General features: G+C 57.5%; 13 protein-coding genes and 2 tRNA genes. 1 reads left to right on the plus strand and 14 read right to left on the minus strand.

Annotated elements, in window-relative coordinates:
• Nucleotides 1-61: 61 nt before the first annotated feature.
• The 8 genes from ACM6IR_RS04295 to rlmE form a co-directional block, all read right to left on the minus strand.
• A tRNA-Met gene (locus ACM6IR_RS04295) sits at nt 62-138 on the minus strand.
• A 96-nt stretch (nt 139-234) separates the two neighbouring features.
• Nucleotides 235-320: transfer RNA gene (locus ACM6IR_RS04300), tRNA-Leu, on the minus strand.
• 22 nt (nt 321-342) lie between these two features.
• A complete protein-coding gene (gene secG, locus ACM6IR_RS04305; RefSeq protein WP_201194393.1) occupies nt 343-726 on the minus strand; it encodes a preprotein translocase subunit SecG in 384 nt (127 codons plus the stop codon).
• 4 nt (nt 727-730) lie between these two features.
• Nucleotides 731-1,486 carry a triose-phosphate isomerase gene (tpiA, locus tag ACM6IR_RS04310; RefSeq protein ID WP_414906541.1) on the minus strand — a complete coding sequence of 252 codons (756 nt, stop codon included), beginning with the start codon at nt 1,484-1,486 and terminating at the stop codon, nt 731-733.
• A 66-nt stretch (nt 1,487-1,552) separates the two neighbouring features.
• Nucleotides 1,553-2,890 (minus strand): phosphoglucosamine mutase, encoded by a 1,338-nt coding sequence (gene glmM / locus ACM6IR_RS04315; protein ID WP_414906542.1) that lies wholly within the window; start codon nt 2,888-2,890, stop codon nt 1,553-1,555.
• Between the two features lie 16 nt (nt 2,891-2,906).
• Nucleotides 2,907-3,758: a dihydropteroate synthase gene (gene folP / locus ACM6IR_RS04320; RefSeq protein ID WP_414906543.1), complete on the minus strand. Its 852-nt coding sequence runs from the start codon at nt 3,756-3,758 to the stop codon at nt 2,907-2,909.
• Between the two features lie 8 nt (nt 3,759-3,766).
• Nucleotides 3,767-5,677 carry an ATP-dependent zinc metalloprotease FtsH gene (gene ftsH, locus ACM6IR_RS04325; protein ID WP_414906544.1) on the minus strand — a complete coding sequence of 637 codons (1,911 nt, stop codon included), beginning with the start codon at nt 5,675-5,677 and terminating at the stop codon, nt 3,767-3,769.
• 200 nt (nt 5,678-5,877) lie between these two features.
• Nucleotides 5,878-6,510 (minus strand): 23S rRNA (uridine(2552)-2'-O)-methyltransferase RlmE, encoded by a 633-nt coding sequence (gene rlmE, locus ACM6IR_RS04330; RefSeq protein ID WP_223516380.1) that lies wholly within the window; start codon nt 6,508-6,510, stop codon nt 5,878-5,880.
• A gap of 105 nt (nt 6,511-6,615) precedes the next feature.
• On the opposite strand from rlmE, the gene ACM6IR_RS04335 reads away from it, so the two are divergent.
• Nucleotides 6,616-6,924: a YhbY family RNA-binding protein gene (locus ACM6IR_RS04335; protein WP_007942889.1), complete on the plus strand. Its 309-nt coding sequence runs from the start codon at nt 6,616-6,618 to the stop codon at nt 6,922-6,924.
• 9 nt (nt 6,925-6,933) lie between these two features.
• On the opposite strand, the gene ACM6IR_RS04340 is transcribed toward ACM6IR_RS04335, so the two are convergent.
• The 6 genes from ACM6IR_RS04340 to dnaJ all read right to left on the minus strand — a co-directional run bounded on the left by ACM6IR_RS04340 (nt 6,934) and on the right by dnaJ (nt 14,516).
• Nucleotides 6,934-7,338: an MFS transporter gene (locus ACM6IR_RS04340; RefSeq protein ID WP_414906545.1), complete on the minus strand. Its 405-nt coding sequence runs from the start codon at nt 7,336-7,338 to the stop codon at nt 6,934-6,936.
• A 28-nt stretch (nt 7,339-7,366) separates the two neighbouring features.
• Nucleotides 7,367-7,843, minus strand: coding sequence for a transcription elongation factor GreA (gene greA / locus ACM6IR_RS04345; RefSeq protein WP_414906546.1), 477 nt, complete (start codon nt 7,841-7,843; stop codon nt 7,367-7,369).
• Nucleotides 7,840-11,061, minus strand: a complete 3,222-nt coding sequence (carB, locus tag ACM6IR_RS04350) for a carbamoyl-phosphate synthase large subunit (RefSeq protein ID WP_414906547.1) — start codon at nt 11,059-11,061, stop codon at nt 7,840-7,842. Before carB ends, greA begins: the two co-directional genes overlap by 4 nt.
• A 117-nt stretch (nt 11,062-11,178) precedes the next feature.
• Nucleotides 11,179-12,315: a glutamine-hydrolyzing carbamoyl-phosphate synthase small subunit gene (gene carA / locus ACM6IR_RS04355; RefSeq protein WP_414906548.1), complete on the minus strand. Its 1,137-nt coding sequence runs from the start codon at nt 12,313-12,315 to the stop codon at nt 11,179-11,181.
• A 259-nt stretch (nt 12,316-12,574) separates the two neighbouring features.
• Complete coding sequence (gene dapB / locus ACM6IR_RS04360; protein WP_414906549.1) at nt 12,575-13,381, minus strand: 4-hydroxy-tetrahydrodipicolinate reductase; 807 nt, start codon at nt 13,379-13,381, stop codon at nt 12,575-12,577.
• Between the two features lie 10 nt (nt 13,382-13,391).
• On the minus strand, nt 13,392-14,516 hold the full coding sequence (gene dnaJ, locus ACM6IR_RS04365; RefSeq protein WP_414906550.1) for a molecular chaperone DnaJ: 1,125 nt from the start codon (nt 14,514-14,516) through the stop codon (nt 13,392-13,394).
• Nucleotides 14,517-14,920: the final 404 nt, after the last annotated feature.

The following is a 14,920-nucleotide window of genomic DNA, read 5'->3' on the forward strand; positions in this document are numbered from 1 at the left end:
TGAATAGCGGCGTTGAAAGTGTCCAGCTAACAAAAAGCCCCTTAAAAGGGGCTCCTTAAACTGGTTGCGGGGGCCGGATTTGAACCGACGACCTTCGGGTTATGAGCCCGACGAGCTACCAGACTGCTCCACCCCGCGACAAAGCTGGGGCGGAAGTATACGACCGATCCCTGACAGGGTCAATGTAACCTTCCACCTACAAGAAAGCCCGCAACAGCGGGCTCTCCTGATAATTGGTACCGAGAAGGGGACTCGAACCCCTACACCCTATGGGCACAACCACCTCAAGGTTGCGTGTCTACCAATTCCACCACCTCGGCAATACTACGTTTGAAACCCTTCTTACTTTTGCTCTTGAGCTGGAGGTACGTCAGTCGCTGGAGTAGCCGACTTTTGCTCTTGAAGCACCGGTACATCATCAGAAGCCGGCTTTTGCTTTGGAACTTCCAACACTGCCGGGTTTGGCAAACCTACTTGAGTCAGCTGGTGAGCCTTCTCTTTAGCAAAGTAACCTAACCCTAAGCTGGTTATGAAGAAACCGGCGGCAAGTATAGCAGTAAACTTACTAAGAAAGGTAGAGGAACCTTGGCTTCCGAACACAGTATTTGAAGCACCTGCTCCGAAAGACGCGCCAGCATCCGCACCTTTACCCTGCTGCAGCAAAACCAGAGCAACTACGCCCAATGCACCCAGCAGATGAAAAACGACTACGACTGTTTCCAGCATTTTTTCAGTTTCCCGCGGCGCGACAAATCGCACCGAACTCATCTGCATTCAGGGACGCTCCACCAATGAGCCCCCCATCGATATCCGGCATGCCGAACAGTTCGACCGCATTGGCCGCCTTCACGCTGCCGCCGTATAGAAGCCGCACACCTTGCGCGACTTCAGAATTCTCTGCCGCCAACTGAGCGCGGATGGCTGCGTGCACATCCTGCGCCTGTTGCGGCGAAGCAGTCAGCCCGGTGCCAATGGCCCAGACCGGCTCGTAAGCGATTACTGCCTTTGCAAACGCACCAACACCCAGCTCTTCTATGATACTGCCCAGCTGACGCAAGACAACCTCAAGAGTTTTTCCGGCTTCGCGCTGCTCAAGGGTTTCCCCTATGCACAACACCGGAATCAAGCCACATGCCTGTGCCGCTGCGAACTTGCGATTCAGCATACCGTCTCGCTCGCCCATAATCTGGCGGCGCTCGGAGTGCCCGACAAGCACAAGGGAACAACCTGCATCCACCAACTGACTCGGCGCGACCTCACCGGTCAAGGCGCCCTGCATGGATTCCACCGCAGAATTCTGCGCGCCGACCAAAATCGACTTTCCTTTCAAACCATCAATCACTTGATTGATATGCAAGCAAGGCGGGAACACCGCAACATCAACACCGCTCGGCAAGGCCAAATGACTAAGGCCGTTGATCAGCTCAGCGACGCTGGCGCGGGTACCGTGCATCTTCCAGTTACCAGCTACCATAGGGCGACGCATGCTGTACCTCGTCGGTCAAAGTGGGCGCAGATGTTACCCAACACAATGATGGCTGGCAAGCCGAAATCAGACAGAAACTTCAGTAACCAGATTTGCCAGCTCTTCGGCGTAGCCGCGAACCTGTGCTTCATCTTCGCCTTCAACCATTACACGCACCAATGGCTCCGTCCCGGACTTGCGCAACAACACGCGCCCACGGCCGGCCATCGCCTTGGTAACGCGCTCACTGGCCTCTTTAACCAACGGATGATCGAGCGGGCTCTCACCCCCTCCGAAACGCACGTTAATCAACACCTGAGGGCATTTGCGCAGCGCCTGACGGGCTTGCGCCAGCCCTTCGGAGCGAGTCTTGAGCGCCATCAGCACTTGCAGCGCAGCGATGATCGCGTCGCCGGTAGTGGTGTGATGGAAACAGACGATATGTCCCGAGTTTTCGCCACCGACCATCCAGTCGCGCTCGAGCAGATCAGCAATCACATAACGGTCGCCCACATTGGCACGGACAAATGGAATCGATAGATCCGCCAGGGCCAGTTCAAGCCCCAGGTTACTCATGAGCGTACCCACTACGCCGCCCTGCAACCTACCGTGGTCTTGCAGATCGCGAGCAATGATGTACAGCAGTTCGTCACCGTCGACGACAGCGCCAGTGTGATCGACCATCAGAACCCGGTCACCATCGCCATCAAACGCGATACCCAGGTCGGCATGCTCAGCCAACACGGCAGCCTGCAACTGAGCCATGTGGGTCGAACCGCAGTTTTCGTTGATGTTCAGACCGTTTGGTTGCGCGGACAGCACGACAACATCGGCGCCCAGCTCACGGAACACGCTAGGTGCGACCTTGTAGACCGCGCCATGAGCGCAGTCGACCACGATTTTCAGGCCAGCGAAGTTGGTGCCTGTCGGCACACTGCTCTTGCAGAATTCAATGTAACGACCCGAGGCATCGTTGATTCGCGACACCTTGCCGATCTTGCTCGACTCAACCACGGTCATCGGGGTGTCGAGCAACTCCTCGATCATCAACTCGACTTCGTCTGGAAGTTTGGTGCCCTTCCCGGAGAAAAACTTGATGCCGTTGTCGTCGTGTGGATTGTGCGAGGCGCTGATTACGATTCCGGCTTCCGCATGAAATGTACGCGTCAGATAGGCAATGGCCGGCGTCGGCATCGGCCCCAGAAGCATTACGTCAGCGCCCGCCGACGTCAACCCCGCCTCGAGCGCGGACTCGAACATGTAACCGGAAATCCGGGTGTCCTTGCCCACCAGCACTTTGCACGCACCCATTTTGCGGAACGCCATGCCAGCGGCCCAGCCGAGCTTGAGCATGAAGTCAGGAGTAATCGGATATTCACCAACCCGACCACGAATGCCGTCAGTACCAAAGTATTTCTTAGTCATAAGCGCTCCATCATTCTTATTCCGATGATTGTACTGCGGCGATCATCCTCACCACATCGACTGTTTCGGCTACATCGTGGACGCGCAATATACGCGCCCCCTTGAACGACGCCAGCGCCGCGAGCGCAAGACCGCCATACAGACGCTCCCCGACCGCTCGATTCAAGGCCTGGCCGATCATGCTCTTTCGCGAAACCCCGACCAACAGAGGCCGCCCCAAGGCATGCAAGGCTTCCATATGCTTGAACAGGCTTAGATTGTGCTGCAAGGTTTTAGCGAAGCCAAAGCCAGGATCAAGGATGATCCGCTCAGCAGGAATCCCCACCGAGGCACACTGAGCCATGCGATCGGCGAGAAACACGCCCACTTCTTTCGTAACGTCCTGATACTGCGGATTGTCCTGCATGTCGCCCGGCTCACCGAGCATATGCATCAGACAGACCGGCAGACCTGTGGCCGCAGCCGCATCCAGAGCGCCATCGCGCTGCAGTGAACGAACATCATTGATCAACCCCGCCCCTAGTCGTGCGGTTTCGCGCATGACGGACGGCGTGGAGGTATCGACCGAAATGATCACATCCAGTTCGCGATGAATGCGCTCAACGATGGGGGCTACGCGCTCCAGCTCTTCGAGTGGTGAAACCGCCCTGGCACCCGGCCGGGTCGACTCACCACCGACATCAATCAGCGTCGCGCCAGCCACCACCATGGCTTCGGCGTGGCGCAGGGCCGCATCGAGCTGGCTGTATTGGCCGCCATCAGAGAAGGAGTCAGGAGTGACATTGAGAATGCCCATGACATGCGTCTGGGCCAAATCAAGAACCCGATTGCCGCAAGGCAACCGGGTCGAGGACTGAACAAAAGTCATTTCAAACCTTAAACGTCAGCAGCCGGACCGCCGATCGGTGTTTCCGGACGCTCATCCTGCACCACCGGAGGTGTTCCGGAAGTACCGGTGCCGCCCGACCAGTCACGAGGTTCGCGAGGCGTACGACCTGCCATGATGTCGTCGATCTGATCGGCATCGATCGTTTCGTACTTCATCAAGGCATCAGCCATGGCATCGAGCTTGTCACGGTTATCCGTAAGGATCTGTTTGGCCGTGCCGTAGCACTGGTCAATGATGCTGCGAACTTCGGAGTCGATCAACTTGGCGGTCTCACCGGAGAAGCTTGCACTCTGACCACCACCGCCGCGACCAAGGAATACTTCACCCTCTTCTTCGGCATACATCAACGGACCGAGTTTTTCCGACAACCCCCACTTGGTCACCATGTTCCGTGCAATCTGGCTGGCTCGCATGATGTCGTTGGACGCACCAGTGGTCACGCCATCGAAGCCCAGAGTCATTTCTTCAGCAATACGACCGCCGTACAACGAGCAGATCTGGCTGATCAGTGCACGCTTGGACAGGCTGTAGCGATCTTCTTCCGGAAGGAACATGGTCACACCCAGCGCACGACCGCGCGGGATGATCGACACCTTGTAGACCGGGTCATGCTCTGGCACGACACGACCGACAATGGCGTGGCCCGCTTCGTGATAAGCGGTGTTCTGCTTCTCTTTCTCGGACATGACCATGGATTTGCGCTCGGCGCCCATCATGATCTTGTCTTTGGCCAGTTCGAACTCTTTCATTTCGACGATTCGCTTGCCGGTACGAGCAGCAAACAACGATGCTTCGTTCACCAGGTTTGCCAGGTCGGCACCTGAGAAACCAGGCGTACCGCGAGCGATCACAGCCGGAGCAACGTCGTCACCCATCGGCACTTTACGCATGTGAACTTTGAGAATCTGCTCCCGACCACGAATGTCCGGCAGACCAACCACGACCTGACGGTCGAAACGGCCTGGACGCAGCAACGCAGGGTCCAGTACGTCCGGACGGTTGGTTGCGGCAATGACGATGATGCCGTCATTCATTTCGAAGCCATCCATCTCCACCAGCAACTGGTTGAGAGTCTGTTCGCGCTCGTCGTGACCGCCACCCATGCCGGCGCCACGATGGCGACCAACGGCATCGATTTCATCGATGAAGATGATGCATGGAGCATGCTTCTTGGCCTGCTCAAACATGTCACGTACACGGCTGGCACCGACACCCACGAACATTTCGACGAAATCGGAACCGGAAATAGTGAAGAACGGCACTTTGGCTTCGCCGGCAATCGCCTTGGCCAACAAGGTTTTACCAGTACCAGGAGGACCCACCATCAGTACGCCGCGAGGAATACGACCGCCCAGGCGCTGAAACTTGCCCGGATCACGCAGGAACTCGACCAGTTCGCCGACTTCTTCTTTAGCTTCGTCGCAACCGGCAACGTCGGCCAAGGTGGTTTTCACCTGATCTTCGGAAAGAAGGCGTGCCTTGCTCTTGCCGAAGCTCATTGGCCCGCCCTTGCCCCCGCCACCGCCCTGCATCTGCCGCATGAAAAACATGAAAACGGCGATGATCACCAGGATCGGGAAGCTTGCGACCAGGAGTTGAGTCCAGATGCTTTGCTGTTCAGGCTGCTTGCCTTCGACTACGACGTGGTTATCCACGAGATCGCCGATAAGACCGTTATCCGTAATTGCAGGACGAATGGTCTTGAAGCTGTCGCCATCGTTGCGCTTGCCGGTAATCACGTAGCCGTCAACCGCCACGCGCTCGACCTTGCCATCCTTAACCTGCTGGATGAAGTCGGAATAGTTGAGGGTCTGCGGCTCGTTAGGGCTGGAGAAGTTGTTCATCACCGTCACCAGGACAGCCGCGATGATCAACCACAGGATCAGATTCTTTGCCATATCGTTCAATTAACTACCCTCTGAAGCAAGCTCCGCTAATGGCGCGCGCTTCGCATGATATTCACCGGCCTAACTTACTACATTACCTACGGCTCTGGCAGGCGCCGTCTGTAACCCTTTGTGAAACACTTTCTACACAATATTCGCTAAAGCTCACGGGGCGAAATACGAAAAACCTATCACCCCGGTCGAAAAACCTCTTATTCCTCACTGCGCCCGCGGAAACCACGGCCCAGCAAGTACTGCTCACGGGAGCGGTCACGCGACGATTTCGGCTTGCGCGTCGTAACCTTCTCGAACTGCTTGCGAACGCTCTTGTGGTATTCGTCGAAACCTTCACCCTGGAAGATCTTGATCAAAAAGTCACCACCTGGCTTCAACACTCGAGTCGCCAGATCCAGTGCCAACTCGCACAGGAACATCGATTTCGGCATATCAACAGAGGCCAGTCCACTCATATTGGGGGCCATATCGGAAATCACAAGGTCCACTTCCTTATTTCCGACCGCTTCAAGGATTTGTGCCAGTACGGCGTCCTCAGTGAAGTCGCCCTGAATGAAGGTCACATCAGGGATGCTGTCCATTTCCAGGATGTCGGAAGCAATCAGCGTCCCTTGCCCGCCAATCAGACGACTGGTCACCTGGGACCAGCCACCCGGGGCTGCACCAAGGTCGATAACGCTCATGCCAGGACGGATCAGACGGTCTCTTTCCTGAATTTCCAGCAATTTGTAACTGGCACGGGAGCGATACCCGTCTTTTTGCGCCATTTTGACGAATGGGTCGTTGAAATGCTCTTGCAGCCATTTAAGGCTTGTCTTGGAACGGGCCACGGGCCACCTCGAAAATAAAACGGGTCGTGATTAACTGGGCGGTCCCGGACTCGCTCGGGTAAACTGGCCGCCGCTTTTTACAAGATCAGACGCAGGGGTCAGATTATGCCGCTCACTCAAGAGCAGAAGAAACAGTACAAATCCATTGGCCACCATCTGAAACCAGTTTTGATTGTGGCTGACAACGGTTTGACTGAAGGTGTGTTAGCCGAACTTGAACGCGCGTTGGCGGATCACGAGCTGATTAAAATCAAACTCAACATCCTCGATCGCGAATCGCGCCTGGCGTCCATTGCAGAGCTCTGCAAGGTCGGCAAAGCGGATCTGGTTCAGGTCATCGGCAAGATGGCACTGATTTACCGCAAGAACTTCAGCGTCAACAAGCAGCTGTCGAACGTCCATCGCTTCAAGTGATGGCAAGGGTCAAGGGTGTGCTTCGCGCACCCTGCCACTCCATCCCGGCACCGGTTGCAACACCAGCACCAGCCCGGAAAAGCCCAGAACAAGATAGCTGAACACCTGCCAACGCACTGCATCCGGCCAAAAGACGCGCGCGACGAAAAACATCGCACTCGCAGACAGCGCCATCAACAGCAGTTGCCCACGAATATCGCACCATAGACTGACAAGGCCCTCGGCCTGAATCAGCACCAAAGCCTGAAAAATCACACACGCTGTGGCGAATCCCACCATCAGCGAATTCAGCATGCCTGCAATTTCGTCGATCAGCAGCGGTGCCAGGCCAATTTGCCCCAGCACCGGCAGCAGACCGATGTGCAACAGCCACAGGCCGCCAACCCACAACATCTGAGTCAGCTGCCAAAGCATGGCGCCCGCACGGAGCGGGCGCGTTCTTTCAGAGGTGGCGAACTTCGACAATCTCGTACTCGATCACACCACTGGGTGTTTTCACGGCGACCACGTCACCCTCTTCCTTGGCAATCAAGGCACGGGCCAGTGGCGATCCAACGGAAATCTTGCCGAGTTTGAAGTCAGCTTCATCCTCACCCACGATGTGGTAAGTGACGCGCTCATCCGACTCGACGTTAGCGATTTCAACAGTGGTGCCAAAAATCACTTTACCGGTGTGAGCAATGGTCGTGACATCAATGATGACCTGATTCTGAATCCGGCCTTCGATGTCACGGATCCGCGCCTCGACCATACCCTGCTGCTCGCGAGCAGCATGGTATTCAGCGTTCTCCTTCAAATCACCCAACTCGCGGGCCGTACCGATATCCTGGCTGAGCTTCGGACGAACGACCTTGGTCAGGTGAGCGTGTTCTTCTTCCAGGGCTTTGGCGCCCTGGACGGTCATTGGGTACTTGATCATGCCTTCAATCCTGCGTGTAGATCCTGCAAGCGGCGCACGGTCTTTTCGGGACCGAACTTCAGCGCTTCACAGATAGCTTCGCCAGCAGCAATGGTGGTGGTGCAGTAAATCTTGTGCTGCAAGGCATTACGACGAATGGAATACGAGTCAGCGATCGACTGACGACCTTCGGTGGTGTTGATGATCAGCGTGACTTCGTCATTCTTGATCATGTCGACCACGTGCGGACGACCTTCGGTCACCTTGTTCACACGACGCACTTTCAAGCCTGCGGCTTCGATCATCTTGGCAGTACCGGCAGTAGCAACCACTTCGAAGCCCAAGTTGATCAGATCACGGGCCACGCCTGCAACCAGTGGCTTGTCGTCGTCACGCACGCTGATGAACGCGGTACCGCCGGTCGGCAGCAATTCGCTGGCGCCCATCTGAGCCTTGGCGAATGCTTCACCGAAGGTGTCGCCCACGCCCATCACTTCACCCGTGGACTTCATCTCCGGGCCCAGGATCGGGTCCACGCCAGGGAACTTGGCGAACGGAAATACCGCCTCTTTCACACTGTAGAAGTTCGGAATGATTTCTTTGGTGAAGCCGATTTCCTTCAGGGTTTTACCGGCCATGACGCGAGCCGCGATCATTGCCAGGGAAACTCCGATGCACTTGGACACGAACGGTACGGTACGGGACGCGCGCGGGTTGACTTCGATGACGTAGATGTCTTCGCCCTGCAGCGCCAACTGAACGTTCATCAGGCCGACAACACCCAGCTCCAGGGCCATTTTCTTGACCTGTTCGCGCATTTCGTCCTGGATGTGGCCAGGCAGCGAGTACGGCGGCAGGGAGCACGCGGAGTCACCGGAGTGAACGCCGGCCTGCTCGATGTGCTGCATGATTGCGCCGATCACCACGTCAGTGCCGTCGCAAACTGCATCCACGTCCATTTCGATGGCGCAGTTGAGGAAGTGGTCAAGCAGCACCGGGCTGTCGTTGGACACTTTCACCGCGTCACGCAAGTAGCGCTTGAGCTCTTCTTCTTCGTAAACGATTTCCATCGCACGGCCGCCCAGGACGTAGGACGGACGAACCACCAGCGGGTAGCCAATCTTGGCCGCTGCGCGAATCGCTTCGTCTTCGCTGCGCACAGTGGCGTTTGGCGGCTGACGCAGGTTCAGACGCTCAACCATTTGCTGGAAGCGTTCACGGTCTTCTGCACGGTCGATGGCGTCAGGGCTGGTGCCGATGATCGGCACGCCGGCTTCTTCCAGGGCACGCGCCAGTTTCAGCGGGGTTTGGCCGCCGTACTGGACGATCACGCCTTTCGGCTTCTCGACGCGGACGATTTCCAGCACGTCTTCCAGGGTTACCGGCTCGAAGTACAGGCGATCGGAGGTGTCGTAGTCGGTGGATACGGTTTCCGGGTTGCAGTTGACCATGATGGTCTCGTACCCGTCTTCGCGCAGTGCCAGCGCTGCGTGTACGCAGCAGTAGTCGAACTCGATGCCTTGGCCGATACGGTTAGGACCGCCGCCCAGGATCATGATCTTGTCGCGACCCGACGGCGCGGCTTCGCACTCTTCTTCGTATGTCGAATAGAGGTAGGCGGTGTCGGTGGCGAACTCGGCCGCGCAGGTGTCAACACGCTTGTAGACCGGGAACACTTCGAGCTTGTGACGGTGGCGACGCAGGCTCTTCTCGGTCACACCGAGCAATTTGGCCAGACGCATGTCGGAGAAGCCTTTGCGCTTGAGCTTGAACATCATGTCGCGGTCGATGCTGGCCAGACCCAGGGTCTTGACCTTCTCTTCGTCCTTGATCAGATCTTCGATCTGCACCAGGAACCACGGATCGATCATGTTCATGCCGAAGATATCTTCGACCGACAGACCGGCGCGGAAGGCGTCAGCCACGTACCAGATGCGCTCGGCACCCGGCACGGTCAGTTCGCGCTTGAGCACGCTCATGCTTTCCGGGTTGCTCAGGTCGAGTTTTTCGTCCAGACCGCAAACGCCCACTTCCAGACCGCGCAGTGCTTTCTGCAGGGATTCCTGGAAAGTGCGGCCGATGGCCATGACTTCACCGACCGACTTCATTTGAGTGGTCAGGCGAGCGTCGGCTTTCGGGAATTTCTCGAAGGCGAAACGTGGCAGCTTGGTGACGACGTAGTCGATGGACGGCTCGAAGGACGCAGGAGTAGCGCCGCCGGTGATTTCGTTCTGCAGCTCGTCCAGGGTGTAGCCGATCGCCAGCTTGGCAGCGATACGCGCGATCGGGAAACCAGTGGCTTTCGAGGCCAGTGCCGAAGAGCGGGATACCCGCGGGTTCATCTCGATCACGACCATACGGCCGGTGTCCGGGCAGATGCCGAACTGAACGTTGGAGCCGCCGGTTTCAACGCCGATCTCACGCAGTACCGCCAGGGAGGCGTTACGCATGATCTGGTATTCCTTGTCCGTCAGGGTTTGTGCCGGAGCCACGGTGATCGAGTCACCGGTGTGCACGCCCATCGGGTCGAAGTTTTCGATCGAGCAAACGATGATGCAGTTGTCCTTCTTATCGCGGACAACCTCCATCTCGTATTCTTTCCAGCCGATCAGGGATTCGTCGATCAGCAGCTCTTTGGTCGGCGACAAGTCGAGACCGCGGGCGCAGATTTCTTCGAACTCTTCACGGTTGTAAGCGATACCGCCACCGGTGCCGCCCATGGTGAAGGACGGACGGATGATGCACGGGAAGCCGAGCTTTTCGAGGACCGCGTTGGCCTCTTCCATGCTGTGGGCGATACCCGAGCGCGGGCAGTCCAGGCCGATGGATTTCATCGCCTTGTCGAAGCGCGAACGGTCTTCAGCCTTGTCGATGGTGTCAGCGTTGGCGCCGATCATCTCTACGCCGAACTTCTCCAGAACGCCTTCGCGCTCCAGGTCCAGTGCGCAGTTCAGGGCGGTCTGGCCACCCATGGTTGGCAGCAGCGCGTCCGGACGCTCTTTCTCGATGATCTTGGCAACGGTCTGCCACTTGATCGGTTCGATGTAGGTCGCGTCGGCCATGTCCGGATCGGTCATGATGGTGGCCGGGTTGGAGTTCACCAGGATGACGCGGTAGCCCTCTTCGCGCAGGGCTTTACAAGCCTGGGCGCCGGAGTAGTCGAATTCGCAGGCCTGGCCGATTACGATCGGGCCAGCGCCGAGAATCAGGATGCTTTTAATGTCTGTACGTTTTGGCATGGGTTTGTCACTCAAATCCGCAGGTCAGTCGGCAAGCCGTCTTGTTCAATCTTTGAAGCCTTGAGGGGGTCGCCGGTGCGGGACCGCCCTCAAGCTTTGCTGCATCAAGGCGAGCGATTAGCGTCGCTTGGCCATTTCGTTGATGAAGCGATCGAACAGTGGTGCTACGTCGTTCGGGCCAGGGCTGGCTTCAGGGTGACCCTGGAAGCTGAAGGCGCTCTTGTCGGTACGCTCGATGCCTTGCAGGGTGCCGTCGAACAGCGATTTGTGGATCGCCCGAACGTTGGCTGGCAGGGTCGTTTCGTCTACCGCAAAACCGTGGTTCTGGCTGGTGATCATCACAACGCCGGTGTCCAGATCCTGAACCGGGTGGTTGGCGCCGTGGTGGCCGTGACCCATTTTCAGGGTCTTGGCACCAGAGGCCAGGGCCAGCAGCTGGTGACCGAGGCAGATGCCGAATACCGGAATTTCGGTCTCCAGCACGTCCTTGATCGCCTGGATCGCGTAGTCGCAAGGCTCCGGATCACCAGGGCCGTTGGACAGGAATACGCCGTCCGGCTTCAGAGCCAGCGCTTCAGCGGCTGACGTTTGAGCCGGCACCACGGTCACGCGGCAACCGCGCTCAACCAGCATGCGCAGGATGTTCAACTTGACGCCGTAGTCGTAGGCAACCACGTGGTACGGCAGTTCAGACGCGTCGATGGTTGCGTGGCTGTCAGTTTTCAGATCCCAGACAGTCGAGCGCCACTCGTACTTTTCTTTGGTGCTGACGACTTTCGCCAGGTCCATGCCTTTCAGGCCTGGGAAACCCTGAGCGGCGGCGATGGCGGCTTCTTCGGAAATGTTGTCGCCAGCCATGATGCAGCCGTTCTGCGCGCCTTTTTCACGCAGAATGCGTGTCAGGCGGCGAGTGTCGATACCGGCGATTGCCACAACGTTGTTGGCTTTCAGGTAGTCGGACAGAGACATCGTGTTACGCCAGTTGCTCGCAACCAGCGGCAGGTCACGGATGACCAGGCCAGCGGACCAGACGCGGTCGGACTCGGCGTCTTGCGGCGTGGTGCCGGTGTTGCCGATGTGCGGGTAAGTCAGGGTAACGATCTGTTGGGCGTAGGAAGGATCGGTAAGGATTTCCTGATAGCCGGTCATGGCGGTGTTGAACACCACCTCACCAACGGTTTGACCGTCGGCTCCAATGGCTTCGCCGCGAAAAATGCTGCCATCAGCAAGGGCGAGTATGGCTGGCTTAGTCAAGAAGACCTCCCGTAAATAAAGCCTGAAAGGGCGATCGCAGGTTGTAAAAAAGCGGAGTGACGTATGGACACGTCACCCCGCTTCTTCACCGAATAATTCTGCGCGCTTTTAGTGGACACACTAAAGCTGTAGCTTACAGAAAAAGGCATTTTTGGTCTACCGCCAATGAGCCTTAAAGGCTGGAGAATGCGACAGGACGTCGCTTGGCGGAGTAAAACCGGGCTCAAACGCTACGTCTGAACCCGATTTCGGGCACATATTAACGCAGGTCGAGCACATCTTGCATGTCATAAAGGCCTGGTTCACGACCATCCAGCCACAAAGCAGCACGTACCGCCCCCTTGGCGAAGGTCATGCGACTGGAAGCCTTGTGCGTGATTTCCAGGCGCTCACCCTCACAGGCGAACAGCACGGTGTGATCGCCGACCACATCACCACCGCGAACAGTGGCAAAGCCAATCGTTTCACGCTCACGCACACCGGTGTGCCCTTCCCGGCCATACACCGCGACCTTCTGCAGATCACGGTCCAGCGCGCTGGCGATTACCTCACCCATACGCAGCGCCGTACCTGAAGGCGCATCGATCTTGTGCCGATGGTGAGCCTCGATGATTTCGATATCCGCCTCATCGCCGAGCACACGAGCTGCCATATCCAGCAGCTTCAACGACAGGTTCACACCCACACTGAAATTGGCCGCGAAAACGATAGGAATGTCCTTGCCCGCCTCCGCCAGCAAGTGCTTCTGCGCAGCATCCAATCCGGTCGTGCCAATCACCATGGCCTTGCCCGCCTTACGGCAGAACGCCAGGTTTTTCAACATGACTTCCGGGAGGGTAAAGTCGATCAACACATCGAACTCATCCGCCACTGCGTCCAGATTACCGGACAACGGCACACCGATACGTCCCAGCGATGCCAGCTCCCCAGCATCCACACCTATCAGCGTGCTGCCGGGTCGCACGATGGCGGCCGTCAAACCGGTCAGCGGCGCGCGTTGCTGCACCGCTTCGACCAGAATCTTGCCCATGCGCCCGGCGGCACCCATCACTGCAATACGTCGCATGCCTGTCTCCTTACAAATCGCCGAAGAAACGCTTCACGCCTTCGAACCAACCGGTGGTTTTCGGCGAATGACTGTTGTCGTCCGCCAGCAGGCTGCGGAACTCTTCCAGCAACTCGCGCTGACGACGACCCAGATTGACCGGCGTTTCGACCGCCACACGGCACATCAGATCACCAGCACCACCGCCACGCACTGGCGCAACGCCTTTGCCGCGAACACGGAACTGCTTGCCGGTCTGGGTCCCTTCCGGGATTTTCAGCTTGACGCGACCATCAAGGGTCGGGATTTCCAGCTCGCCACCCAATGCAGCATCTACAAAACTGATCGGCACTTCGCAGAACAGGTGCTTGCCGTCGCGCTGGAAGATCGCGTGCTCGCGCACATTGATCACCACGTACAAGTCGCCAGTAGGGCCGCCCTGCGCACCCGCCTCGCCTTCACCGGACAGGCGAATGCGATCACCGGTATCGACACCGGCCGGCACTTTTACCGACAGGGTTTTGTATTCTTCGACACGCCCTTCGCCATTGCAGGAGTTGCACGGATCGGAAATGATTTTGCCTTGACCATGGCAACGCGGGCAGGTTTGCTGCACCGAGAAAAAGCCTTGCTGCATGCGGACCTGACCGATACCGCCGCAAGTCGGGCAGGTGATCGGCGACGAGCCTTTCTTGGCACCCGAGCCGTCGCATGGCTTGCAGTTGACCAGTGTCGGAACACGGATATTCACGGTCGTGCCGCGCACCGCTTCTTCCAGATTCAGCTCCAGGGTGTAACGCAGGTCGCTGCCGCGCTGCGCGCCGCCACGGGAACCGCCGCGACCGCCACCAAAGAAGTCACTGAAAACATCACCAAAGATGTCGGAGAAGTTCTGACCACCAAACCCGGCACCGCCACCACCCATGCTTGGGTCGACACCGGCATGACCATACTGGTCGTAGGCTGCGCGCTTGCTGGAATCGGACAGCACTTCGTAGGCTTCATTAGCCTCTTTGAACATATCTTCCGACGATTTGTCATCGGGATTACGGTCCGGGTGGTGCTTCATCGCCAGGCGACGGTAGGCCTTTTTCAGGTCCGCTTCGCTTGAGCCACGCTCAACACCCAATACTTCGTAATAGTCACGCTTTGCCATAAGTCTTTGCACTCTTAAGGACGTTTGACAAACCTCTCCTGAGCCTCGCCAAACTCGTTGAGCCCCAATACAGGCCCGGACCCAACTCACGTCAATTCAACGATCCTGGTCTTTGATTCAATGCGGTACTTTCGGCTCGAAAAGCAGGAGCATTCCCGGCCATACCTTCAGCACTGGGGCGGAGTGAATGGCTTGTTCGTTAGGCAACTCCGGCGCCCGAACCCCATACCCTGCGTTGCTGCTCCTCCCCATAGCGAGCTATGAGTCGTCGCAGCGCCTTGGTTATGGCGTCCAGGCATCCGAACTTGCTCTAACGAACAAGCCACTCACTGCGCCTTGGTCGCATGCTGTAAAAATTCACTAACTCCAGACACGCCAACGCGGGAGCAAGCTCCCGCGCGGCG

The sequence above is a fragment of the Pseudomonas sp. IT-P253 genome (genome assembly GCF_949768125.1).
GTDB lineage: Bacteria > Pseudomonadota > Gammaproteobacteria > Pseudomonadales > Pseudomonadaceae > Aquipseudomonas.

What these genes read in the sequence shown, in the direction of transcription:
- greA (WP_414906546.1), bottom strand. Translation starts at nt 7,843, where the DNA reads ATGATCAAGTACCCAATGACCGTCCAGGGCGCCAAAGCCCTGGAAGAA.
- dapB (WP_414906549.1), bottom strand. Translation starts at nt 13,381, where the DNA reads ATGCGACGTATTGCAGTGATGGGTGCCGCCGGGCGCATGGGCAAGATT.
- ACM6IR_RS04340 (WP_414906545.1), bottom strand. Translation starts at nt 7,338, where the DNA reads ATGCTTTGGCAGCTGACTCAGATGTTGTGGGTTGGCGGCCTGTGGCTG.
- ACM6IR_RS04335 (WP_007942889.1), top strand. Translation starts at nt 6,616, where the DNA reads ATGCCGCTCACTCAAGAGCAGAAGAAACAGTACAAATCCATTGGCCAC.
- carB (WP_414906547.1), bottom strand. Translation starts at nt 11,061, where the DNA reads ATGCCAAAACGTACAGACATTAAAAGCATCCTGATTCTCGGCGCTGGC.
- tpiA (WP_414906541.1), bottom strand. Translation starts at nt 1,486, where the DNA reads ATGCGTCGCCCTATGGTAGCTGGTAACTGGAAGATGCACGGTACCCGC.
- secG (WP_201194393.1), bottom strand. Translation starts at nt 726, where the DNA reads ATGCTGGAAACAGTCGTAGTCGTTTTTCATCTGCTGGGTGCATTGGGC.
- ftsH (WP_414906544.1), bottom strand. Translation starts at nt 5,677, where the DNA reads ATGGCAAAGAATCTGATCCTGTGGTTGATCATCGCGGCTGTCCTGGTG.
- folP (WP_414906543.1), bottom strand. Translation starts at nt 3,758, where the DNA reads ATGACTTTTGTTCAGTCCTCGACCCGGTTGCCTTGCGGCAATCGGGTT.
- dnaJ (WP_414906550.1), bottom strand. Translation starts at nt 14,516, where the DNA reads ATGGCAAAGCGTGACTATTACGAAGTATTGGGTGTTGAGCGTGGCTCA.
- glmM (WP_414906542.1), bottom strand. Translation starts at nt 2,890, where the DNA reads ATGACTAAGAAATACTTTGGTACTGACGGCATTCGTGGTCGGGTTGGT.